The organism is Streptomyces sp. NPDC001732 (assembly GCF_053596315.1).
Window position 1 is genome coordinate 167,168 of record NZ_JBSFFY010000011.1, and the last position, 23,678, is coordinate 190,845.

At 69.2% G+C, this 23,678-nt stretch carries 19 protein-coding genes and 2 pseudogenes; 14 read left to right on the plus strand and 7 right to left on the minus strand.

The window, feature by feature from the left end; all coding sequences use genetic code 11:
- Positions 1 to 13 precede the first annotated feature (13 nt).
- Genes ACWCXX_RS14825 through ACWCXX_RS14835 form a run of 3 tightly spaced genes read right to left on the minus strand, consistent with a single transcriptional unit; the run spans position 14 to position 2,928 of the window.
- Positions 14 to 1,813, minus strand: coding sequence for a DUF4254 domain-containing protein (locus tag ACWCXX_RS14825; protein ID WP_451127071.1), 1,800 nt, complete (start codon positions 1,811 to 1,813; stop codon positions 14 to 16).
- A complete protein-coding gene (locus ACWCXX_RS14830; RefSeq protein WP_351836765.1) occupies positions 1,810 to 2,457 on the minus strand; it encodes a hypothetical protein in 648 nt (215 codons plus the stop codon). Before ACWCXX_RS14830 ends, ACWCXX_RS14825 begins: the two co-directional genes overlap by 4 nt.
- Before the next feature lie 3 nt (positions 2,458 to 2,460).
- Positions 2,461 to 2,928 (minus strand): NUDIX hydrolase, encoded by a 468-nt coding sequence (locus ACWCXX_RS14835; protein ID WP_351836767.1) that lies wholly within the window; start codon positions 2,926 to 2,928, stop codon positions 2,461 to 2,463.
- Positions 2,929 to 3,202: 274 nt separating this feature from the next.
- On the opposite strand from ACWCXX_RS14835, the gene ACWCXX_RS14840 reads away from it, so the two are divergent.
- From ACWCXX_RS14840 to ACWCXX_RS14870, 7 genes and pseudogenes are all read left to right on the plus strand, one after another.
- On the plus strand, positions 3,203 to 4,276 hold the full coding sequence (locus tag ACWCXX_RS14840) for a helix-turn-helix domain-containing protein (RefSeq protein WP_351836776.1): 1,074 nt from the start codon (positions 3,203 to 3,205) through the stop codon (positions 4,274 to 4,276).
- Positions 4,277 to 4,301: 25 nt separating this feature from the next.
- The gene (locus ACWCXX_RS14845; RefSeq protein WP_451127074.1) at positions 4,302 to 4,871 is read left to right on the plus strand and encodes a cysteine hydrolase; all 570 of its coding nucleotides are present in this window, start codon (positions 4,302 to 4,304) and stop codon (positions 4,869 to 4,871) included.
- 4 nt (positions 4,872 to 4,875) lie between these two features.
- On the plus strand, positions 4,876 to 5,790 hold the full coding sequence (locus ACWCXX_RS14850; RefSeq protein ID WP_451127076.1) for an FAD-dependent oxidoreductase: 915 nt from the start codon (positions 4,876 to 4,878) through the stop codon (positions 5,788 to 5,790).
- Positions 5,791 to 6,061: 271 nt separating this feature from the next.
- Complete coding sequence (locus ACWCXX_RS14855; RefSeq protein ID WP_451127078.1) at positions 6,062 to 7,261, plus strand: damage-control phosphatase ARMT1 family protein; 1,200 nt, start codon at positions 6,062 to 6,064, stop codon at positions 7,259 to 7,261.
- Positions 7,262 to 7,270: 9 nt separating this feature from the next.
- Positions 7,271 to 7,675 (plus strand): NUDIX hydrolase, encoded by a 405-nt coding sequence (locus ACWCXX_RS14860; RefSeq protein WP_451127080.1) that lies wholly within the window; start codon positions 7,271 to 7,273, stop codon positions 7,673 to 7,675.
- 45 nt (positions 7,676 to 7,720) lie between these two features.
- Positions 7,721 to 8,537: pseudogene (locus tag ACWCXX_RS14865) on the plus strand (FAD-dependent oxidoreductase); the annotation flags it as partial.
- A 70-nt stretch (positions 8,538 to 8,607) separates the two neighbouring features.
- Positions 8,608 to 9,088, plus strand: a pseudogene (locus tag ACWCXX_RS14870) (flavoprotein).
- A 401-nt stretch (positions 9,089 to 9,489) separates the two neighbouring features.
- Here the strand turns inward: ACWCXX_RS14870 and ACWCXX_RS14875 are convergent.
- From ACWCXX_RS14875 to ACWCXX_RS14890, 4 genes are all read right to left on the minus strand, one after another.
- The gene (locus tag ACWCXX_RS14875) at positions 9,490 to 11,160 is read right to left on the minus strand and encodes a relaxase/mobilization nuclease domain-containing protein (RefSeq protein ID WP_451127082.1); all 1,671 of its coding nucleotides are present in this window, start codon (positions 11,158 to 11,160) and stop codon (positions 9,490 to 9,492) included.
- Positions 11,161 to 11,607: a plasmid mobilization relaxosome protein MobC gene (gene mobC, locus ACWCXX_RS14880; RefSeq protein ID WP_451127084.1), complete on the minus strand. Its 447-nt coding sequence runs from the start codon at positions 11,605 to 11,607 to the stop codon at positions 11,161 to 11,163.
- Positions 11,608 to 12,497: 890 nt separating this feature from the next.
- A complete protein-coding gene (locus ACWCXX_RS14885) occupies positions 12,498 to 13,193 on the minus strand; it encodes an ATP-binding protein (RefSeq protein ID WP_451127086.1) in 696 nt (231 codons plus the stop codon).
- A complete protein-coding gene (locus ACWCXX_RS14890; RefSeq protein ID WP_451127111.1) occupies positions 13,190 to 14,080 on the minus strand; it encodes a hypothetical protein in 891 nt (296 codons plus the stop codon). The genes ACWCXX_RS14885 and ACWCXX_RS14890 overlap by 4 nt, the downstream gene beginning before the upstream one ends.
- 268 nt (positions 14,081 to 14,348) lie before the next feature.
- On the opposite strand from ACWCXX_RS14890, the gene ACWCXX_RS14895 reads away from it, so the two are divergent.
- From ACWCXX_RS14895 to ACWCXX_RS14925, 7 genes are all read left to right on the plus strand, one after another.
- Entirely contained in the window at positions 14,349 to 14,657 is a 309-nt protein-coding gene (locus ACWCXX_RS14895) for a helix-turn-helix domain-containing protein (RefSeq protein WP_451127088.1), read from the plus strand.
- 291 nt (positions 14,658 to 14,948) lie between these two features.
- A complete protein-coding gene (locus ACWCXX_RS14900) occupies positions 14,949 to 15,155 on the plus strand; it encodes a helix-turn-helix domain-containing protein (protein WP_389294568.1) in 207 nt (68 codons plus the stop codon).
- 189 nt (positions 15,156 to 15,344) lie between these two features.
- The gene (locus ACWCXX_RS14905) at positions 15,345 to 16,304 is read left to right on the plus strand and encodes a tyrosine-type recombinase/integrase (RefSeq protein WP_451127090.1); all 960 of its coding nucleotides are present in this window, start codon (positions 15,345 to 15,347) and stop codon (positions 16,302 to 16,304) included.
- 250 nt (positions 16,305 to 16,554) lie between these two features.
- Positions 16,555 to 18,747 (plus strand): ATP-dependent nuclease, encoded by a 2,193-nt coding sequence (locus ACWCXX_RS14910; protein ID WP_451127092.1) that lies wholly within the window; start codon positions 16,555 to 16,557, stop codon positions 18,745 to 18,747.
- A complete protein-coding gene (locus ACWCXX_RS14915; protein WP_451127094.1) occupies positions 18,740 to 20,227 on the plus strand; it encodes a UvrD-helicase domain-containing protein in 1,488 nt (495 codons plus the stop codon). Before ACWCXX_RS14910 ends, ACWCXX_RS14915 begins: the two co-directional genes overlap by 8 nt.
- Before the next feature lie 1,139 nt (positions 20,228 to 21,366).
- A complete protein-coding gene (locus ACWCXX_RS14920) occupies positions 21,367 to 21,645 on the plus strand; it encodes a hypothetical protein (RefSeq protein WP_451127096.1) in 279 nt (92 codons plus the stop codon).
- The gene (locus ACWCXX_RS14925; protein WP_451127098.1) at positions 21,645 to 23,600 is read left to right on the plus strand and encodes a heavy metal translocating P-type ATPase; all 1,956 of its coding nucleotides are present in this window, start codon (positions 21,645 to 21,647) and stop codon (positions 23,598 to 23,600) included. Before ACWCXX_RS14920 ends, ACWCXX_RS14925 begins: the two co-directional genes overlap by 1 nt.
- The last annotated feature ends 78 nt before the right edge of the window (positions 23,601 to 23,678 follow it).

Here is a 23,678-nt window from a genome sequence, read left to right on the forward strand (position 1 = left end):
AGAGGGAGGCCGTTCAGGCGGCGAGCTGGGCGGCGTACCAGGTAAGGAGCTGGTCGACGGCCGAGGTGATGGGCTTGAGGACGAACTCGGTGTCGCCGTTGCGCCAGGCACTGGCGATCTCGGCCAGGGAGGGCACCGACATGGCGGCCAGACCCGGCATGCGGGAGGCCGCGGCGAGGATTTGGTCGGGGCCGGACTCCCACCGGTTGTGCTCGCGCAGGAGGAGGCGGCAGGCGAGCACGAGGTGCTTGTAGAGCTGCCGCAGGGTGGCTGGATCCGCATCGGCGCGCAGGCGGCGCATGGTCAGGATGACCTGCGGGAGTTCGCGGACGGCGGCGAACGCGAGCTCGTCTCGGCCGATCGTCGGCAGTTCGAGGCCGGGCGCGGTGTGCAGAACGGGGCTGCCCTGCTGGAGCTGGTGGAGGACGAATGCCAGGCGCGGGGTGAGTCGCCGGGCGGTCAGTTCGCCGGGTGTGACGAGGGTGGGGCCGAGGGAGGCTGTACTGCCCAGGGCGGTCCGGTACTGCTCCAGGGCCTCGTGGACCCGTCCGGTGGCCTCGTGTTCGGCGATCACGAGGAGGTCCAGGTCGGACCAGCCGGCGATCCAGCTGCCCTCGCCGGGGCTGCCGGTCAGGGCGGCGAGCCGTACGCCGGGGCCGTATGCCCGTACCGCGTCGGTGAAGTCGGCCGTCGCCGAGGCGACGGCGGCCGACAGTCCCAGCCCGTACGGGGTGGCCACGCGCAGCGCTGTGGCGGCGGGCGGGGCGGCGATGCGCAGGAGCCGGGCGCGGAGGGAGGCGATGCTGCCGGTGTTGTCGATCATGTGGTCGGCGAGTGCGGCGACCTGGTGGGCGCCGCGGCTCATCTTGATCTCGTCCTTCGCGGCGACGGCCTGGGCCGTAGTGCCGGACCGCTCGACGCGTACGGCGAAGGAGGCGTCCAGGTAGACGATCTGGAGCGTGTCGCCCATGAGCTGCTTGAGCTCGGCGATCGAGGCGTCGTCGTGGACGGACTCGATGGTGAACAGCCGCATGCCGACGTGCGCGTCCGCGAAGCGATTCAGCTCGCCGAGCAGCAGCTCGGCCTGCCGACGGGCTGACAGCGCGTACGGGTCCGCAAGGCCCTCCCGGTGGGCCGCCTGCCGCAGCAGAAAACCGATCTTGAGACGCTGGGCACCGCACGTGCGCTGGACAAACTCGGCACTGGTGCTCTTGCCGCACTCGCTCAATCCGCCGAAGGCGAGGACCCGGCGCAGGTGCCGACTCGGCTTGATCTCCGCGGGGGCGGCGTCGTCCCGCCCGTACAGCTTGAAGCGGGCTGGTACGGGAAGCCGACGGCGGCCGGCCACGACATCGGAGACCAGCGCGTCGAGGGCGGCGCACAGCTCCTCCCGCTGGCTGTGAAGGGCAGGGACGCGCCGACGGGCCAGCTCGTCCCGGGCCGCCGCCCGTTCGCTGTGCCAGATCCGCAGAGTCAGTACCGACAAGCGGTCGACGACGGATGCGAGCGTTTCGGTGTGCAGCGGCGCGTCGGCGCGGCCCGCGTCCGCCAGCGAGCCGAGGACCTCGTCGGCCCGCTCGGCCAGCGCGTTGCGTTCGGCGTTGAGCTGGTCGATCTCCCGCTTGCAGTCGGCGACCTGGGTGGCGGGGAGCAAGGCGCTGCGCACCCGGTCCTCGGTATCCCACAGGCGCCCGTTGACGGTATGGAGCCGGGTGACGGTGTTGTCCAGGCGGTGCCGGTCCTTGTCCTGGAGTGTGGCGATGGCGCGGGCCAGACCCGGCGGCAGGACAAGGGGCGGGGAGTTCTGGGTCATCGGGGACTCCCGTCGGTGAGTCGTGGAAGGCCGACGTGGCCGAGTACGTCGGCGTGGACGTCGTCCAGCGAGCGGCCCTCGCAGTCGACGACCACGGCGTACGCGCCGTGGTGGACCTGGTGAAGCAGGACCGCGTGCAGCGTCTTCTGATAAGCCGGGTACACCCCGGTCCACGGGCGGCCCTCGCGGGCGCTGGTGATGGCGTAGCTGCGTTCGGCGTTGAGGGACGGCAGGAGGAGGATCGCGGTTTCCGGTGCGGTGGCTCGCGAACCGGCGATGCCCGTCACGGTCTTCACCGCTTCGTCGACCGTCAGCCCGTCCTTGACCACGCAGGTAGCGGTGGCCACGGCGAGGAGCATGGGCAGGCCCCGGTCGAGCAAACCCGTGCGCCCGGCCTCGCGGGCGGCAGCCCGCTTGGCGTGACCGGCGAGCAGCATCTCGGTCAGCTCGACCGTCGTGGACATCTCGAACCACCACCGGGCGTAGTTGCCGACCGCCACCCGCGCCCACGGCTCGGGGTCGTGCTCGTGGACCGAACCCAGCGGCTGGAAGCCGCCCCATCGCCCGGCCAGCCGCACCAGGTGGGTCGTCTTGCCCACGTTGTCAGGGCCGTTGAGGCTGACGAATTCCGGGACCTGCGCCATTGCTCACGCCTCGCGGATCGGGGTGTCGAGGACGGAGACGATCGCGTCCGTGTTCGCGGCGATGAAGTCGGCGAGCTGCGGCGGCATCAGGTTCAGCTCTCGGACGGCCTCGGCGGTGAACGGCACCCGGACCACCTCGTACCCGCCCCGCTCCGGCTTGGAGAACTCCGTCCCCGTACGCGCGGCCAGGTCCATCGACTCCAGGCGCGCGGCGAAGATGTGCTGGATGCCGACGCCGCCCTCCAGCTCGTCGGTGATCAGGTGGACCAGCTCGGCGCGCTCCAGCTTGCCGCCCAGTTCCTCGAACACCTCCCGGTGGAGGGCCGCCTCGATGGTCGCGTCGTCCTCCTCGACCCCTCCGCCTACCGACACCCAGTACGGCTCCCTCCCGGGCTTGGTGCGCTTGATGAGGACGAGCTCGTCGCCATCGAGGAGGATGGCGCGGGCGTTGCGCTTGACGATGTCGGTCATGCTGTTTGCTCCTTCTGGTGGTGGTACAGGGGAGAACGGGCGGAGGGCTGTCTGGTCGCGGCGACGCCTCCCCGGCTCGGTGAACTCAGCATGGTGCAGGTCGGTGACGGGGTGTGACGTAGACGTGCTGCAGCAATGCCGCAGCGCTGCTGAACAGGGCTGGCTACGCTGGGCGTTTCGGCGTTCCACCGGGTGACGGACAGGGGGTACGACGGTGGTCACGGTGCAGCGATGGTCCGGCCGGGAAGCCCGGCTGTTACGCGACGCCCTGCGCATGAGCCTGCGGGACTTCGCCGCCTACCTGGGCGTGAGCGACCGGACCGTGTCGAACTGGGAAGGTGGCGGGGCGAGTTACCAGCCCCGTGGTGAATCCCAGGCCGTCCTCGACACCGCGCTCGGCCGCGCGCCGGACGACGCGAAGGCGCGGTTCGCCGCAGCATTCGGAGCGAACGACGCCGCTCCACCCGGCACAGGCCGGATCGGAGTCGACTCCCACAAGTTCCTGCCAGTCTTCATCGGCGCCGAGCGCGCCGACCGGCTCCGCGCGCATATGACGCCGAGCGCGGGCGACCAGTGGCTGAAGTCCTCCTCGGCCCGCGTGGACCACCCCGAAGCGCAGGACTGCGTCCTGCACGTCTTCGCGTGCGGAGCCGCCGTCTTCCACCTCGTCCAACCGCACGAGCCTCCCGCGCTCACCGACCTCGCCGTCTGGCGCTACCGCTCGTACGCCTCCGACCTGCCCTGGGCGCGGGACAAGCTCCGCGACCTCTTGGACGAGGCCCATGACCGCATCCCCAACCCCGAGTACGTCCTTTCCCTGTACTGGCTTGCCTCCGCACCCTGGACCGGAGATGCCTACGACACTGCCCTGCGCCTGCTGTCCACACCCTCGGTCCTAGTCGACCGCGGGGCCCCGGGCGGGCCCGCGCCCCTGGACGGCACGGTCGAGGCATCGCTCCTCGCCACCGGCTTCGACCACCCGGACATCGTGTCGTTCGGCGTACGGGGAGTCTCTACCGGCTACGCCGGCTGGTCCGGCGTCGCCTACGCCTCCCACTCCCGCGAGCGCGGCCTCACCATCGACGAGCTGGTCGCCTGCGAGCTGACCGTCCAGGCCCTGTGGTGCTTCACCCGCCAGGTCCAGCAGATGATCGAGGACGGCCAGGACCCCTCCATGCCCGAGCAGTACGGCTGGCGCTTCCTACGTGCCGCCACCTCCCGGCTCACCACCGCCCGCGCCCAGGAGACCGCGCAACACGTCCTCATGCGGGAGGCCATCATGAAGACCAGCGGACTGGCCGAACGGCTGCGCGCCGCACAGGACGCTCTACGCGAGAGCGTCGGCTGAGAACCCTGGGCAGGAGAGATACCGGATGGACATCAGCAGCGCCGCGCTGGTCGTGATCGACATGCAGAACGGCTTCGTGAACCACCACAGTCGCCACGCCGTGCCTGCGGTCTCCGACCTGGTCGCCCAGTGGTCCGCCGCCGGCCGACCCGTGATCTTCACCCGGTACTTCAACTATCCGGACAGCCCCTACGAGCGCTTCTTCCAGTGGCACCGGCTCCAGAAGGCACCCGAGACCGACATCGTCCTCGAACTCGCCGAGGCTGCCGCCCACGCACACACGGTCGTTGACAAGACCGGGTACACGCTCCTCACCCCGGAGGCTTCCGAACTGATCCGCCGGGCCGGCTGGACCGACCTCGTCTTCTGCGGGATCGCCACCGAGAGCTGCGTCCTGAAGTCCGCCGCCGATGCCTTCGAGCACGGCTACGCCCCCTGGATCGTCACCGACGCCTGCGCCAGCGACGCCGGCCCCGACGTCCACGACGCGGGCCTCCTCGTCGCCCGCCGCCTGATCGGAACCGGCCAACTCATCACCACCGACCACGTGATCGGCCAACTCACTGCGTACGCCGGGGCCCCGGTGTTGGAATAGCCCCATGGCCGAAACGCTGTACGACACCGACCTGATCATCATCGGCGGCGGCCCGGCCGGCTGCGCCGCCGCCCGCATGGCCGCCAGCGTCGGCATGCGCTCGATCCTGATCGAGCCGGACCGGTTGTGCCGCAACCTCTACCGGATCCCGGCCCTGAACAACGTCCTCGGCGGCTACACCAGCGGCCCCGAGCTCGCCGACTCCATCGTTGCGGAACTGAAGAGCACGGAGCTGTGCCGCCTCGAATTCGGCCGACACGTCACCGCACTCCGCGCCGACGACGACCAGGTGACCGCCACGGTCGACACCGGCACCCGCCTCACCGCCCCGTACGCCATCGTCGCCACCGGAGTCGGCCCTCTCCAGCCCCGCGACACCACCTGGATCACCGCCCCCGACGGCCTGACCCTGCCCCCGCTCTGGCAGGCAGAGGCGGACGACGCCGAAGGCCACACCCTCCTCGTCCTCGGCGGCGACCGCCCGATCGGCACCTTCCTGCGCGCCAACCCGACCACCGACACCCGCCTGCTCGTGGCGTATCCGGCCACCGACGCGTACAAGGTCGAGGAGATCCGGGAAGACCCCCGAGCCACTCTCCTCCCCGTCGAGCACCTGACACTGAGCTGCGGAGAAGGCGCCTCGGTGTCAGCGGAAACGGTGGGCCAGGACGGTGCCCGGCGGACGGTCACGGCGGACGCCGCCTACCTCAGCATCGGAAACGCGCCCACCGCCCCGCCCGGAGACCTGACCCGTGGCGCGGACGGATACTGCCCGCCCACCGACCAGCACCCTCGTGTCATCGTGGCCGGCGACCTCCGTTCCGCCCGCTTTCAGCGGATCATGACTGCCTTGGGCTCCGGCAGCGAGGCTGCACTGCACGCTTACTATGCGGCCAGGGAACTTCTCGCCAAGGGCTGAGACCACGTCGGCGGGATGCGGCCACGACGGCACTCAGAAGGGAAGCTCCGCGATCAGTGAGGCCGAGGTGACGATCGGGCGGGAGCAGGAGATATCGAGGTACGGCATCTTGGGACGGACCGGTTCACTTCCCACTTCAGCGGCAGATCTAAGGTCAGGGTGGATGGACGCCTCACTCCGGCGACGGGCGAGGTGCTGGTAGGGAGTGCGGCTGGCGTCGTGGCCCTGGGGATCTTGGACACGTGAGCGAGAAGCGAAGGGTTTGGACAAGATGACAGCGAAGACCTCCCACGTCTCGGCTGATGCTGATGGAGCGCCGGTCATCCTGAGCAACGAGCCCAGCTCGTTCGCCTGGGGCGTGCTGGCCAAGCGCCACCCCGCCCTCATCCAGCAGGTACGAGACGCCTTCCCGTACGGCCGCCGGCAGCACGAGGCTCTCGACGCCCTGTTGGACGAGATCACCAATGGCGTCATCCAGCCGCTCTCCCCTGGGGAACACGACCGTGAGATCTGGGCGGACTGGGGGCAGGAGCACTTCGGGCGCTCCTGGTACGACGCCCCGTTCTTGTGGGCGGAGAGCTACTTCTACCGCAGGCTCCTCGGCGCGGTCGGGTACTTCGGCAGCGGGCCGTGGCAGGGAGTCGATCCGTTCGCGCCGTTCAAACGGGCCGAGCTGCGCGGCGAGGCCGTGGAAGAGGAGCTGCGGGCCCTGGACGCGCTCGCGAGCGTTCCGGCGGACGAGCGGGCTACGGCCCTGCTTCACGCGTCGCTCTGGGGCAACCGCGCGGACCTCGGCTTCCGTGTCTCGGCGGGGGAGCCGGCGGCCGGTGACGCTGCTGCCTCCGCCCTGGTTGTTGACGACAGCGCCTTGTTGTGGCAGCTGCTGCCTGCCGGAGGTTCCTCGACCGTCGCCGTGGTTGCGGACAATGCAGGACGCGAGCTGATCCCGGACCTGATCCTCATCGACCACCTCCTCGAACAGCGGCATGCCGAACAGGTTGTGCTTCACCTCAAGCCGCACCCCTACTACGTCTCCGACGCGATGACGGCCGACGTCGTCGACTGCCTCCGCCGCCTCACCGAGGCGCCCGGCGAAGCCGGCGCGATCGGCAGTCGGCTGTGGAAGGCCATGGCGGCAGGGAGCCTTGAGGTCAGCACCCACCCGTTCTTCTGCGCTCCGCTGCCGTACGAGGAGATGCCCGAGGACCTTCGCGGCGATTTCGAGAGCGCCACGCTCACCATCCTGAAGGGCGACCTCAACTACCGACGCCTGGTGGGTGACCAGCTGTGGGACGCCACAGTGTCCTTCGCCGATCTCACCGCGTACTTCCCTGGGACCGTCGCGGCGCTCCGGACTCTGAAGTCTGACGTTATTGTCGGTTTGGAGCAGGAAGCGCTGGACGCGCTCGAACGATCCGGGGCTGCCTGGCGTACGAGTGGAACGCACGCGCTGATTCAGGTGCGACGGTAGGGGATCTTCGTGCCGACCGAGGCCCAAAGAGCAGTCGCCGCTGCCGTCGTCGTTCAGGGCGAGCGAATCCTGCTCATGCGGCGACGTGTGGCGGAAGGCGCACTCTCGTGGCAGTTCCCGGCTGGGAAGATTGAACCCGAGGAGACCCCCGGGCAAGCCGCAGCACGTGAGACTGAGGAAGAGACAGGGCTCCTGGTGGTGCCGCAGAGTGTGCTCGGACAGCGGATTCACCCCATGACAGGCCGGGAGATCCACTACATTGCATGCCGCCCCGTCGTCGGTCAAGCGGTCGTGGCGAGTGCTGATGAGGTGGCCGGGCTGACCTGGGCCACGCACGGCGAGATCCCGCAGTACATGCCGTACGGGCTGTTCGAGCCGGTGCAGGACTACCTTGATGCAGCTCTGCTCTCGTGAGCTCCTTCGGGGTGACGCCCTTGCGACGTGAGGGGCACGTTGTCGTTGCCGGGCATCGCGTCGCTGGCGGCCGGGGCGATGCGGGGGGCCGTACCTGGTCGAGCCGAAGGACAAGGTCGACCAGTGGGGGCAGCGGTCCCTGAAGATCTTCCGCGAGCTGGCGGAGGACCCGTCCACGGGTGTCCGGCTCACCAGCGGCATCGAGGCGTCCGGCACGGCCGAGGCCCCGCCGGACTGGGCCACCACCCTGCCCGGCTTCCGGCCGTGCGAGCTGGCCGAACTGCCGACCGGGTTTTCGGCCGGCTACCGGTTCACGGTGCCGCTGATCGACATGCCCACCTACCTCGCCTACCTCCTGCGCAGGCTCGACGCTGCTGGAGGAACGGTCGAGCGGCGGCGCCTGGCCTCGCTTGCGGACGCCGCGCCTGCTTCCGTGATCGTCAACTGCACGGGCCTGGGTGCTCAGAAACTGGTCCCGGACCATGACCTCCGGCCCATCCGCGGCCAGCACGTCGTCACCAACCCCGGGTTGACCGAGTTCTTCTCCGAGGACACTGGCATCTCGCCGGACCTGCTGTGCTTCTACCCCCACGGCGACACCGCCATCGACGGCGAAGGCGATCTCGTCCCGGACGACACGGCGGCGGCCAACATCCGGGCCCGCTGCGCCGAGGCCGAGCCGTGTCTCGCTGAGGCCCGCGTCCTGGAGCATCGGATCGGTGCCAGGACGACCCAGGCCTGAGGCCGCGTGGAAGCAGAGCGGGCGGAGGGCGGCACCGTGGTCTTGCATAACTACGGGTACGGAGGCGCCGGCGTCACGCTCTCGTGGGGCTGCGCCGAAGAAGTTGCGAGTCTCCTGACCGCCGAGGGGGAGACGGGCGGCGAACGACCATCCGAGGAAGTCCTTCCTTTACGTCGCCTGCGCCGTCGGCATCGCGGGCGACGCCCACAAGCCGATCATTGCCACGCAGGAGCAGGACTGGGACGTTGGCGTCATAGTCACACCACAGGGCTCGGCCTCCTCGACACCAAGGCGTTCGAGGCCCGGACGGGTTACCCGATCCGCTCGGCCTGGCGTAGCCCCAGCGACCCGCGCCTCCTCCCGCCTGCCGACGCCATCGCCGTCGTGCCGGCCACGTTCAACACGATCAACAAGTGGGTCGTCGGCATCGCAGATGCTCTCGCGCTGGGCATCCTGTGCGAGGCGTAGGGGATGGTCATCCCGACGGTCGTCCTGCCGTACGTGAACGCAGCCATGGCCATGCACCCGGTGTACGGCCGGAGCCTGGAGCGGTTGGGGGGAGACGGGCGTGCTGGTTGGGTCGTGCGAGCCGCACCGGCCGAAGGAGGGCGGGGGCGAACCGTTTCCGGTGGGAGGAGGCGTTGGAGCTGCTGGAGGGCGAGATCGACTGAACGGGATCTGGCCTACCCTCTCACCATCGTGGCGAGCATGTTCCGGATCGGAGCGCGAGCGCTGTTCCTTCGGGGAACACGGTGGTTGTTCCTCCAGGGAACGCGTTCGGCGTTCCCTGGAGGAACGGGCCCGCTTCCGTACGCCAGTACTGGGGGGCGTGCTGCGGGACCGGGTGGTGGCTGCCTTGTTCAGTGTCTGAACAGGACGGCCGTTCAGTTACTGAACACCACCGCCGTTCAGTGTCTGAACAGCGGTCCGCCGGTGCTCCGAGGTGGAACAAGGGGGGTGTTCCGCGCTGGAATGAGGTCGCTGCTCCGACGCGGAGCGGTATTCCTGAGAGCGAGCCGCAGCCTGTTCACTCGGTGAACGTGCGGATGCACTGCTCGGGGCAGTGCCCGTGTCAACGGCTCTTTGGGAGGGAGTCTGCCCGCGTCGACCTTGGCGTGGGTGTGGCAGGACCAGGCTGAACTCTGCCTGCTGTCCTGTCGCGTGGAGGCTTCCCGACTGCCAGGTCCGGAAGGCGCTTCAGACGCCAAGTGAGGACTTCGGCGAGGTTGGCGGCGGTGTCGAGTTCTCGGTGGCGGGCGGCTTGGGTGAGGAGCGCGGCGGGGCCGTGGCCGGCCGTGGTGGCGTCGTCGAGGGTGGCAGCGAGGGCGGGCCAGGCGGGTTCGGCGAGGATCCGCTCGGCCAGGTCGGGGAGCGCCTGGCGCACCACGGCGACCTGCCGCTCCAGAAGTGGCCGGGCAAGGCGCCGACCCCGGTGGTGGATCACGGCCAGCGGCTCTGCGGCTGCGGCCCGGCAGACGACACGGAGGTGCTCGGCTGCCTGTCGGGCGGCTTCGGCCTGCTGGGTGTGGTTGCGGGTGCGGTGCCAGTGCTGGGTGGCGATGACCGCCAGCAGGAGGGCGTCGAGGATGGTCGCGAGAAGGGCTCCGTCCCCGGGTGGGGGCACGCGCAGCATGGCCTTCACCGCCTGTCGTGTGGCCTGGGCCTGCTGGTGATGGGCGCGGATACGGGAGCGGCCGGCGCGCTCGAACGCTGCTGCTGCTTGCATCAGCTGGGCCTGGAGACCGGCGGGCGCGACCAGGGGAAGTGCGTCGAGGGCTTCGGCGAGGACGGCGATGTGGGCCTGTCCGGCCTCGTCCTCGCCGTGGGCGAGGCGGTCGGGCGTCCGGTCGATGGCGACGGAGAGTCGTCGCCAGGCCGGGGTTTCGGTCTGGTTGGCAGATCGTGCTTCCGTGGTCGCGAGGCGTTCGGCGATCTTGGGGTAGGAGAGGTCGGCGGCGAGGGTGGAACCGGAGAACCACACCGGCTTGCCCTGGGCGTTGGTGTCGCCGTCGAGGGCGACCTTGTAACCGCGGACATCGCCGGACGGGAAGCGCTGGACGTCGACAAGGGCGCCGGTCCCTTCGACGAGCCGGAAGAACTCCTCGGTGGACGTGGCCGCCGAGACTGCGGTGCGGACGATGGCGCGCAGGCGCTCACGGGAGGTCCGGGCGTCCCCCGTACGGCGGGCCTTCTCCTGCTCGGCCCGAGTGGGGCGCTTGGCGGCGGTGCGGTCGCCGCGCGGGACTTGGCGGAGCCCGTACTCCTTCTCGATGACGATGAGTTCCTTGTCGGCGCGCAGGAAGTCGTTCCAGTTGCGGGGCGGGCGGAGGTCGCCTCGGACCTTGGTGGCGACGATGTGGATGTGGTCGTCGGCGTGGCGGACGGCGACCCAGCGGCAGGCGTCGGAGTCGCCGACGGGGGCGATGCCGGTGGCGTCGAGGACGCGGCGGGCGATGGTGGCCCACTCGTCGTCGGTCAGGCGGCGGTCTTCGGGAGCGGCGCGGATCGAGCAGTGCCAGACGTGGTTCTCCGGCGCCTTCGGACCGGCCTGCTTGACCCGCAGGTCGAGGACGTTGGCGAGCTGGGCGAGGGTGGCGGCGGGGCTGCGGCCGGGGTCGGGGGCGAAGCCGTCGAAGGAGGCGACGAGGTGCGGGTCGGTGTGCTCGTTGGCGCGGCCGGGGCCGTAGAGGTAGTTCAGGACGCCTCGGGTCTTGTGGCCGGGCTTGACGATGTTCGCGATCAATCAGGCCGCCCGGCAGTTTGTGGCGGCCACATCGGCGGCGGTGTCGACCGCCGTGACCGTCTGCCTCACTGCTGCCACGAGTTGGCGGGCCGCGGCGAGCACGGCGGCGTCCACCGGGTGTGCTTCACCGCCGGCGTTGAGGCGGTGGGCGATCTGGTTTGCGTTCGTGCCGATCCTGGCGAGCTGGATACGTAGCGCGGCGTACTCGTCGATCAGGTCGTCGATGGCGGTGCGCTGCTCGGGCAGGGCGAGGTCACCGTGCAGGTGGGCCATGACGATGGCACCGACAAGATGGGCGCCGGCCAGGTTGTGGCGGCGGGCCTCGGCGAGGATCGCTTGCTTCTCGTCGGTGCTGTAGCGGACGTCGACACGCTCCTTGCGCTGCACGTCCTGGCGGGCGCGACGGTGGGCGACTAGGTGCAGCGCGGTCTCGTCGGCGGCACGCACACTCCCTGTTCCCGGTGAGCCCTCGCTCCGGGGACTCGCCTCCGCCGCTCCCGGGGCGGAGGCTTCCGCGTGGGACCGGCCCTTGGACGGTCCAACGTCATACCTTGCTCCGCCCGGGGCTGGGGTGGTCATCTCCTGCTGCGTGGAGGGGACTTTGTGGTGCGGGTTGTGCATGTCTGGTCTCCGTGTTTTTCGTCGTTTTGCGGATGGTTGGTGAGGGTGTGCACGCGGTGAAGGAGCGCAGCTGAGTTGGACATCTGCAGGTTCCGCCGTCGCCTGCGCAGGGCGCCGTGCTCGGTCCCCGTTCCTGACCCCTTGACCCCTCGTCCCCGCCGCGGTCCCCGGTCCCCTGGGGACCGGTCCCCACGAGGCTTCGGTCCCCAGCGGCCGGTCCCGTATCGGGAACCGTCTTGTAGTGGGGGCGGTCTCCGCCTTGCTCGGTCCCCGGGTCGGTGCCCCCGCCTCGGTGACACCTCGCTCCGTCGAGTACCGAGCAGGGCGGTCCCGGCGTGCGAAATCCCCAGGGACCGATGTAGGGGACGGGCGCGACGACCGGCCTTGTGGCGCCCTGAGCAGCAGTTTCGTGCCTGTGGCGGGCGGGTTGGGCCCCGTTCCTCAGGCCTCGGCGGTTCCCTGGTGCAGGTCCTCACGGTCCCCGGTCCCGCTTCTGTCGCGGCCTCTGGCTGGAGCCCGGTCCCCAACATGCGTCGGGGCCGGTCCCCGACAGGGACCGGGGACCGACAGGTCGTCAGGGGGACGGTCCCCGTTTTCGACGGGTTCGGTCCCCGCATACGGTCTCCGCTGGACCTGTCGGGACCCCGCAGGCCGGGGACCGGGGCGAGCACGGTGTTCCAGTGCCCCGGGTGCAGGCAGGAGGGCGGCCCGGGAGGTCAGGCTGCGGGGTGGCGTCTGCGGTCGGGGCCGTCGAGGATGACGCGTTCGGTCATCTCGGCGAGGCGGGAGGCGACGCGGTCCCCGAGGGCGGTGCGTAGTTCGGCGGTGGGGAGATTGGTAGTGATCAGGGTGGGGCGCAGGTGCTCGTACCGGTGGTTGATCAGCCGGTAGGTGAGCTCCTCGGTCCACTCGCTTGTCTTGGCCGCTCCGAGGTCGTCCAGGAGCAGCAGCGGGCACTTGGTCAGGGCCTGCAGCTCGCGTTCGCTGTCGAAGCCGGAGCGTGGACGCAGGCGGGCGTACAGGTCGGCGGCGGTGACAGCCTCCCAGCGCAGGCGGACCCCGGCGGCGAGGAGAGCGCGGATGGCGCCGTACGCCTGGTGGGTCTTGCCGGTGCCGGTGGGGCCGGCGATCAGCAGGGACGAGCCCTCCGAGATTCCCGGTGCGCCTGCCGGTCCGGGGCGGCCGGCGCGGGCGATCTCGTCCACCCAGGCGGTGACGTGGGGGTGGTCGGTCAGGGCGCGCCGGTAGCGGGCGGGGATGCGGGCATCGGCCAGCTCCAGCGCGGTGACGGGCTCCGACGGCGGCTCGTGCGCGGTGGCGGCGGGGCCGATGCCCCGCTGGGTCAGGATGGCGCCGAGGCGGTCGGTGATCCGGCCGACCTGGTGCGGGTCCCGGGTGAGGGTGGCGGTCACAGGTCACCTCCGTAGGCGGCGGCGACATCGGCGGGGTTGGTCCACGGCCGGTGGGCGGCGGGCGCGGAGGCGGTGGAGTTCATGGCCTCGTGCACCAGGCTGGGCAGAGTGCTCGGGTGCAGGCCCTTGGCACGATGCCGTGCGAGACCCGACCGTATGTGAGCGGGGTCGATGCCCTCGCCGAGGAGCCTGCGCACCTGCACGCCGAGCTGGCCCAGGACGTCCCGGGGCGGGTGGTGGGCACACGCGGCGGCGTACTCGCCTATCAGGTCCTTCGCCGAGACGGTCTGCGGCGCGGGGGCGCTCGCGCCCCCCAACGAGGTAGTTCCTAGATCCCTTTTCCTAGGTCCTAGATCCGGACCGTGAGGGCTCACTGCAGGCTCCGTGAGTCCTCCCCGCGTCTGCGGCGAGGACTCACGGGATCCGCCCTGACCTGCGGATTCGCCGCTCATGGAGGTCTCCGTGAGTCCTCCCGCCCGAGTCACGGAGGGCTCCGTGACCGCTCCGGGCACCCGCGGTGAGGGCTCACGCGGAACACCGAGATCGTGGTGCGGGCACGGCGGATTGCGCACTCCGCTCGGGCGGTTGATCTTCTGGTGCTTGGCAAAGGTGACGATGTGCAGGTACCGCTTGCCGTCGTCGCCCTCGTAGCGGCAGATCAGCCCGGCCCCACCGAGCTGGGTGAGGTCGTCCTCGACCTCCACCGGGCCGTGCTCGCGGCGCAGCGACCACAACTGGCCGGCGATGACCGCGGCCTGGTCGCGGCAGCGGCCCTGGTCGTCGGCCTGGGTGAGCAGGCCGAAGAAGGTCCGCTCGGCGGACAGGGACACGGATGCGAGGGACTCCGACGCGAACGCCTCGGGCTTGATGGTGCGGATACGGGCGATGTCGATCGACCACCATTCGAAATCAGGGAGAGGGGCAGGGAATCCGGCGAGGCCAGGGTGCATGGACAACACAGCCACACCCGGTGTGCGAAAGTCCAGACTTGGTTCTGGAATCATGCACAAGTCGTTTCGCCCATGGCCCGGTGGATGTAGAACCGAAATCCCGGTTGACGAAATAGCCGCCGGAAAACACCGTGCGATCCGCATCGCTCACGGCAGACATGAATACCCTTCCAGAAGGGCTGACGCGCAAGCTACAACACCACCCATGCCGCCAGGCCCCCTCGAAATCGGACCCGCCGGACACGCCGCCGCCCACGCCATCGAACGCGCCCGCACCGCCTGCGGCTACTCCCAGCGCCAGCTCGCCGCCAGAGTCACCGCCCTCGGCCAGCCCATGACCTTCACCGCCCTCTCCCGCATCGAACGCACCGTCCGCCGCTGCGACATCGACGACCTCGTCGCCATTGCCACAGCCCTCGGAATCGCTCCCGCAGGCCCTTCTCGCCGGCCGTCGCACGCACTTGGAAGCGGTCGGCGCGGGCGGAACATAGCCGACGATCGGCGGTTAGCCTAACCGGCGATTCTTCGGATGATTGTGGGTCCCGGAACGCCCGTCGTACCGGCCCTGCCAGAAGACTGCCCACCTCCCCAGAGGACACCTTGCTCGATTGGCATACGTGCCATTCTCGGATTCCCCGCCGCGCACACGTAACTCCGCTCGCTTCCTCTTCTGCTCCGCTCGGAGATCTCGGCCGTACGTAAAAGCCCTACTCGAAGATCTCGCAGCATCGCCCGGGCTTGTTGCCTCCCGCCCCGGCTGGATCTCTCAATTCCCGTCGCTCTTTCTCACGCAAAGGAACCGCCCATGGCCCTGCGCCTGCTGTCCATACCCGCCGTCGCCGCAGCCCTGGACGTCGACCGCCGAACGGTCTACCGCTTCATCGCCGCTGGCGAGCTGCCCGTCGTCGACCTGCGCACGGGACCGGCTCGCTCTCGCGTCCGTGTCCCCGCCGCGAGCCTGGATGACTTCATCAACAGCCGGGCAGTCGCGCCGCCCGTGCGCCGCCGTTGACCAGGACGAAGTCCCTCCGCACGCGAAACAGGAAGGAACGGAACCACGTACCTCCGGAAGTTGAAGTCCGGCAAATGGCAGGCGACCGTTCGCAACCGGGCTGGAGACCGGTTCAGCGAGTCGTTTCCCCTCAAGGCACAGGCCCGCGCCTGGGGTACCGAGATGGAGACCCAGTCCGCCCGCGGAAGCATGCGGGATCCCCGAGCGGGCGAGACGGCGTTCCGTGAGTGGCACGACCGCTGGTGGCAGGCCCGCGTCGTCGAGCCCCACACGCTGCGCGGTGATGCCTCCAGCATCAAGAACCACGTGCTGCCCCACTGGGCCGACTGGGAGATGCGGGCCGTCACCCGCATGGACGTCCAGAGCTGGATCCGCGGACTGGTGGAGAAGGGGGTCGGGGCATCCGCGATCAAGAGGGCGTACAACCTGCTGTCGTCCATCATGCGGGCGGCCGTCGACGACGATGTCATCGCGGTCAGCCCCTGCCGGAACATCGACCTGCCGCAGATCGCGGTCAAGCCGCCGCAGTGGTTCACCCTCGACCAGGCGCAGAGCATTGTCGACGAGCTCCCGGCCCCGTGGCGCACCATGTGCCTGCTCGGCTTCTACACGGGCCTGCGCTGGGGCGAACTCGCCGGCCTGCACCGTCATCGGATCGACCAGCGCCGTTCCCGCCTGTTCGTGGTGGAGGTCAATACCAAGAGCGGCATCAAGGAGTACCCCAAGAGTTCGAGGAGCCGCCGGGAGGTCCCGCTCCCACCACACGTCCTGGACGCCCTCGAACGGCACATCCACCCACTCGACCGTGACGCCCTGGTCTTCACCACCATCACCAAGGGCCGCGCCGGCCGTCGGCTCGACGACGGCAACTGGCGCCGCCAGACCTGGTGGCCGGCCATCGGGAACGCCCACTACTTCGGCACCGACGGGGAGCAGCTTCCCGTCCCGCACTATCCGCCCCACTCCATGCGCCACACCTGCGCCTCGTGGCTCGTTCAGAAGGGAGTCTCCCTCTACGAGGTCCAGCACCTCCTGGGCCACGAAAGCTTCCAGACCACCCAGCGCTACGCCCACCTGCAGCCGGACGCCCACAAGGCTGTGCTCGGGGCCTGGGAGCGCATGGATGTTCCGCTGACCGGCGCCGCATGAGCGAGCCTCTGCCCCGTCCGGCACGGACGGGGCAGAGGCGTTTGCCTGCTCAGGTGGACGCTCACAGTCGGCCTGTGTCGAGTGTCCTTGGATGGACTGTAAGGAAGATCATCTCGCAGGGGGCGCGTGGAGCCATCCTGCGTTCGATGGAGCTCAGGCACGTCCAGACCGTAAGTGATCGCAAGAGAAAGAGCGTTGTCAGTGCTCGGGGCGATGATGACTACTCACGTACTTCTTGTCCATGGGGGGCATGGTGCACCTGAGTCGTATCGCAGTGAGCGGGTTTCGGGCGAGCGCAGACGGCGAGATGGTCTGCCATATACCTGGCCGTTTCAGCGTGCTGATCGGAGCCAACGGCGCCGGAAAGACAACGCTCACGGATGCGCTCTACCTATCTCATCCTGGCTCTCGCTTCCCAGCCCTGCCGAGGTACGGTTCCGCCACGCTCGCACCCGAGAGATCCACCCGCACCATCAAGGTGGAGTACCGGCTGGGTGATAGCCTCACTGGGGAAGGTCGTCTCGGACGTCAGTTGCACGAGGTCAGCCACCAGCGCCTTGGGGATGTCGCTCAGACCTGGGGTGTCACGCTGAGTCGCAGGCTCGGCAGCGTCACCCCGAAGATTGACACGGCCCACGGCAGGTCCTTGGACCTGGACCCGTACAAGCTGATCTACCTGCCAGCCTGGCGTCATCCTCTGGACGAACTGGCGCGCCGCGAGGCACGGATCCTGGTTGAGCTGCTCCGTGCTGAACAGCAGCGCCTGAACGGGACCCGGAACCTCGTGGGGCTCCGGGCGCGGGCCTCCCAGCTGCTCGAGGAGCTGGCCAAGGAGAGCATCATCGACGCCGTCGAGAAGAGGATCGGCGGCTACCTCACGGACCTGTCGGCTGGGGTGAGTCGCCAGTGGTCGTACATACGTGGGCAGGTCATCGACGATACCTACTTGGCTCGCGTGCTGGAAGTCATGCTCGCTGTCATGGAGGGACGCAGATTCGCTCGGCCTCTTGAAGTGTCCGGGCTGGGGTACGTCAACCTGCTGCATATCGCCGTGATCCTGGCAGCAATACCGGACTCCACCGAACTTCCCCAGGACACCGCCCGGTCTCACCAGGATGCTCCCGACCAGCCGCCCCCCACAGAGATTGAGCAGATCCAGCAGGCGACCCGGAACCTCCAACAGGCACAGGCTGATGCCGAGTCGGAGGAGGACTCCTTCTTCGGTACGAAGCCCTTCCACGCGACGGTCGTCATTGAGGAGCCTGAGGCGCACCTCCACCCGCAGCTGCAGCACGCTCTCGTCCGGTACTTGCGTAGAACCGTCAAGAAGAGGCCGGAGCTGCAGGTCATCCTTTCCAGCCACGCGACGGACGTCATCACATCCTGTGCCCCCGAGGAACTCATCGTCGTGCGCCAGACGGCGCAGGGGAGAGTGTGCCGCACCGTCGCCGACGTCGTGCCGGCGAAGCACCGCGACATCACGCTGCGGAAGACGCGGCTCCATCTGGACGCGAGTCGGTCCGCCGCCCTCTTCGCCGACCGCCTCGTCCTGGTTGAGGGAGTCACCGACGCCGCCGTCCTAAGGGAGTTCGGCAGGACCTGGGCCGGAGGGGACGCGCGCAAGCACGCATTCATCGACGCACTCAGCATTGTGCACATGGGGTGGAAGGTCGGGCAGTGGCCGGTGCATCTCTTGGCAACTCGGGGCAAGGAACTGTGTACCAAACTGGCGATCCTCGTCGACAGCGATCTACCGTTCGAGAACAAGGAGCTCAGGAAGCCGACTTGGCTTCCTGAGCACGACCCCTCGGTCGTCGATGCCTTCGTCAGCCATCCGACCTTGGAACCATCGATCACCGAGGGTAACGAGCACTTGATCGCGGCCGCCCTGCGCGAGGCTGACCTGGACGAGCCGCTCGTGACGGCTCGGACGGTGTACGAACTGTTCCGCAGTGCGCGGAAGGGCAAGGACGGGCAGCCCGGCGTCCCGGCAGGGCGGGGTTCCAGCAAGAAGGGCGACTTCGCGCTTGCCTTCGCCGGCCTCCTGGCAGAGGCTAACGAAGCAGGTCCCGAGCAGGCGTCGAGCCTTCCGATCGTGCCCGACCACATCCGGCGGCTGTTCGAGTTTCTGTACCCGCCCGACCCGGCCGATGAGACCGACCCCCATGAGTCCATTGATGAGCCGGACTGGCTCGTGCTGGACGGCGAACGGAACACAGGCGAGCAACAGGCCGATGATGCTGAGGAATTGCACTGGCCGGACGATTGGCAGAAGGAAGAGAGGGAGTGGGCGGAAACAACCGGAGACGAACCGATCCCGGACCCTCCGGACTCTGACGCGCCGGATCCGGATGCACCGCCATGGGAGGAACTCCGATACTGGCAGCCCTCCCGCGGGGGCTGGCCGACAGTCACACGTCGGATGACGGTTGCCGATGAGTAGTCGCTGGCCTGGCACCCGCGCTCTCACGCCGGAACAACTCCTCACTGCCGCAAGCCCTGACCGCCTTGTCTACGTAGAGGCACTTCCCGGCTCCGGGAAGACGACCGTCTCGCACCAGCGTTTCGGCCTGCACCGCTTCGCGCGCACAATCGATCACCGAGCGGTCGTGGCGGTCAGCTTCACTCGCTCGGCCACCGAGGAGATACGCAGCCGCGTGGTTCGGCAGTGGGGTCCTTCGGCCCTGGCATGGCCCCATCGCATCGTCACGCTCGACACCATCCTGAACGACCTACTCACCCACCTCCTGCGGTCTGGGTTCCTCCAGTGGCCAGGCGGCCACGAGGAACTGGAGGTGCTGGACACATGGCGGACTCACTTTCCCACCATCCGCACTATCGCGAAGCCCGCTCTCTGTCTGGCGGGCACCCAGGTCAGCACCACCTACCTGCCAGAGGCGAAGCCGGACAACCACATAAGGCCAGCGGACTTCGCCGCTGCGGTCAACAGAGGATGGTGCACACACGAGAACGTACGTGAGGTCCTGCACGGGGCCCTCGGCATTGACGGTATCCGCGCCCACGTGTCGACCTACTTCGCCAGGACGATCAGGTCCCTGCTTGTCGACGAGGTCTACGACGCGAACGACCTGGACGTGGAGATCATCCGCACCGCGGCGGAAGCGGGACTCGCCGTCACTCTGGTGGGAGACCCTTGGCAGGCCCTCTACGCCTTTCGTGGCGCACGCCCGGAGAGCGTGCGTCGGCTCATCGAGCTACTGGGATTCGAACGCGGCGAACTTCAGACATCGTTCAGGTGGCACGACAGCAGTGACCAGGCGTCACTGGCACGTCTACTGCGCCGTAGAGAGCGCGTGGTCCTTCCCGTAGGGGTGGCACGCGACGTCGATATCGTCCTCGCACGGCGGTGGAAGACGCTGTGGGACGGAGACCCCCATGTCCTCCCGCTGGCCGTCAAGCAGCCGTCAGGACCGTTCCAGGAAGCCGTGTGCACCTTGCTTCTCAACGAACTCACCCAGAGCTCCTTCGGCCTGCCTGCCGCGTTCCTCACCGACGCCCGGACCACCCTGGGCATTGAAGAAGCCGAAACGTTCGAGCAGCTGCGTCCGGACCTACAGGCTGCTCTTCAGCGCCTGGCGAGCCAGGATGACCTCAGCGAAATCTGGACCGCCTTGGCGGACAGCGTGGTCACCAAGACGCACATCGAGCGGCCTGAGAGCCAGAAGCGGACACCGCGCAAGGCTCTCGGCAATCTGCGCATACGGCTGGAGGACGCACATAAGCGACTCGTTCCCGGCCTGACATGCCACCAGGCGAAGGGCAAGGAGTGGGACAGGGTCGGGGTCAGGCTGGAAGAGTCCGACGCGGCTGTGCTCCGGAAGGGTCTCGACCCCGCCGACGAAGCCCACCGCTCGCTCTACGTCGCACTCACCAGGGCACGAGTCCGCAGCCTCGCGGTGTAAACGGAGGGGAGCCTGCAGAGGATCAGGGACGGATCTTGGTCGTGGCGCCACGTTCAAGCCTCTGGTGCAGACTCTCCCCCCAGGGACCGTCGGCAATGCCTTCCAACGCTGGCGCTCGTTGACCTGTCCCGCAGTCGGAGTCGGGATGAGGCGTGACGCTCGTTTGACGCTGTCGGTGCCTGCAGAGCCCGCTAGGTGCACCGAAAGCAATGCCTGAGCTGCGGGTATGTCAGCTCCCCTTCCGGATGATGCTTTTCCGATGACGCACCATGTGGAGTGTGTTGCTGTTCTAGAGCCAGCAGCGAAGGGTGCCTGACCTGCCCTTTTGCAGTTCCGGTGAGCTTGTTCGACCTGCTTTCGGGGCTTGGACGGGTACACCGTGTGGAGTGCGTTGCGTCACTCGATCTGATCTGCCACTCGATCTGATCTGAGGAGCGGTGCTGGCGCGACGCCTCGGTCTTACCGGTCTGTGCTCGTGACAGGTGGTGCTGACCGCAGCTGTCTGTGGCGTCCTGCCGGCGAGGTGGGGCGAGCCCTCGGTGCGGGCACTGGCCCGATCGGGCCCGGACAGGACCTTGTTCCGGTCTCCTCCATGAGCAGGGCCCAGAAGCTTTCCGCGGCGGCGTTGTCGCAACATGATCCGGTGCGCCCGCAACTCTGCCGCAGTCCCAACTCCCGTATTCGGGCGTGGAAGGGGGCCCCGTGTACTCGACGGATTCAACTGATCGTCGCAACGCTGGCTGGTGGGAGCGATCGTAGCTGCTCCGGGAACACCTCGGCCGCGACCCATGTCGAGGGCTTCCGCGACGAGTTTGGCACGGTGATGGTCGGTCATGGCATAGCCGACGACCTCGCGGGTGGCCAGGTCCAGCCGGCAGGCGAGGTAGAGCCAGCCCTCGGCGGTGGACAAGTACCGCTGGCAGATCTGGCGGAGCGCGCAAGGGCCCTGGAGCGGATCGAGTCGTTCAGCCCAGGGCCATGTGCGACCGGTGGCCCAGGTTCCTGACGGGGGAGGTGACTCGCCTCATATCGCGAGTCGGGAACACCACGGGGCTCGTATCCGACTACTGGACGAGACCCCGTGCGCCTGCCATGGACCGGGGCGGGGGGAGCGGTGGTCGGCACGATCGGGAGAAGTGGTGAGTGAAGTCTCCGGAGGCGAGCGCGCCTCCAGGTCGATGTCCAACCCTGGCCGGGATCGGCGGCGATTCCCGGCGCCCGCGCTGCTCGGTTTCGTCCTGCTGGTCGCCGCGATGTTCGGCGTCTCCTACGCGGTGGGGCACGTGGTCGGTCCGGTCGCTCCCGGGATGCACGGGTCGAGCAGCGGTGGCGGTGCCGGCGGGCACGACGGTGGGTCGGGCTCCGGTGACATGGGCGGCATGGATGGCATGGAGATGGACCACGGGAGTGGTCGCTGATGGGCGCCGTGCCTGTGCCGACCCTGACCGTCACCGACATCACGGTCGGCGGGATGACGTGCGCTGCCTGTGTGCGGCGCGTCGAGAAGAAGCTGGCGAAGATCGACGGGGTCGCGGCGAGCGTGAATCTCGCGACGGGCAGCGCCCGTGTCAGCCACCCCGCCGCCGTCAGCCCGGACGAGCTGGTCGCGGCGGTGGAGCAGGCGGGGTACACGGCCCGGCTGCCCCAGCCCGAGAAGGAGGCGGCGGCGACGCTGGACGACGAGGAGTCGGCGACCGACCGTGCGGAGCGGCAACGGCTGGTGATTGTCGCGCTGCTGGCGGTGCCGGTGCTCGTGCTGTCGATGGTTCCGGCGTTGCAGTTCCGGAACTGGCAGTGGCTGTGCTTCATGCTGGCGGCGCCGGTTGCGGTGTGGGGTGCGTGGCCGTTCCACCAGCGGGCGTTGCGCGGGGCGCGGCACGGTGCGGCGACCATGGACACGTTGGTCTCGCTGGGCGTGGTGGCGTCGTTCTCGTGGTCGGTGTACGCGCTCTTCCTCGGCGGAGCGGGCCGCGTCGGGATGCGGATGCCGTTCACGCTGGTGCCGTCTGCCGCGGACGGTGTGACGCACTTGTATCTGGAGGCGGCGGTCGGTGTGCCGCTGTTCGTGCTCGTGGGCCGGTTCCTGGAGGGGCGGGCGCGGCGGGGGACCGGGGCCGCGTTGCGGTCGCTGGCCCGGCTGGGGGCGAAGGACGTCGCCGTTCGCGAGGGGCGTCATGAGCGGTTGATCCCGGTGGAGCAGCTGGCCGTCGGGACCACATTCCTCGTACGTCCCGGCGAGCGGGTCGCCACCGACGGTGTGGTGGTGGAGGGTAGTTCGGCTGTCGACCAGGCGCTGGTGACCGGCGAGAGTGAGCCGGTCGAGGCTGGGCCCGGGGACGCGGTGGTCGGGGGCGCCGTCAATGCGGGCGGGCTCCTGCTCGTCCGCGCGAGCGCGGTCGGCGCGGACACGCAACTGGCCCGCATCACGCGGCTGGTGACCGAGGCACAGGCGGGCAAGGCGCGAGCGCAGCGGCTCGCGGACTCGGTGGCCGGGGTGTTCGTGCCGGTGATCCTGGCGCTGGCGGTGACGACGCTGGGTTTCTGGCTCGGTGCCGGCGCGGAGGCACAGGCCGCGGTCACCGCGTGTGTCGCGGTGCTGGTGGTGGCCTGTCCGTGTGCGCTGGGACTGGCCACACCGACGGCGCTGATGGCCGCGACCGGGCGGGGGGCGCAGCTCGGCGTGCTGGTGACCGGGCCGCAGGCGCTGGAGGGCTTGCAGCATGTCGACACCGTCGTGCTCGACAAGACCGGCACGCTGACGTCAGGCCACATGAGCGTGGCCCGGGTCACCGTCGTTCCCGACGGCCCGGCGGAGGGTGAGGTGTTGCGGCTGGCGGCGGCGGTTGAGGACGCCTCGGAGCATCCGCTGGGCCGGGCGATCACCGTGCATGCGGTGCGCGCGCTCGCCGACGAGGTGCTGCTGCCGGTGTCGGACTTCGTGGCGACGCCCGGATTCGGTGTCCGTGGCCGGGTGGAGGGGCGGCTCGTCGAGGTGTCCGCTGTGGGCGACGGTCTGCCGGAGGCGCTCGGGGACGCCTTGCGTGTCGCCGAGGAAGCGGCGCACACCGCGGTGCAGGTGTCGGTGGACGGCACGGTGGTGGCGCTGTTCGCGGTCGGGGACGTGCTGCGGCCGGGCAGCTACCGGGCGGTGGACCGGTTGCGGCGTCTGGGGGTTCGGCCGGTGCCGGCCACCGGGGACCGTGCGGCTCCGGCCCGTGCGGTCGCCTCACAGCTGGCCATCGACGAGGTGCACGCCGCTTGCTCGCCCGAGGACAAGGCTGCCTTGGTTGTCGCGCTGCGGGCCGAGGGGCGCCGGGTCGCGGCCGTCGGGGACGGCGTCAACGACGCGGCCGCCCTACTGATCTTTTCGTAAGTTCGGTGGGTGTGGTGGGTGGATGGTCAGGCCTGTGTGGGCGAGGAAGGACCAGGGCAGTTGTGGGTTGTGGTTGAT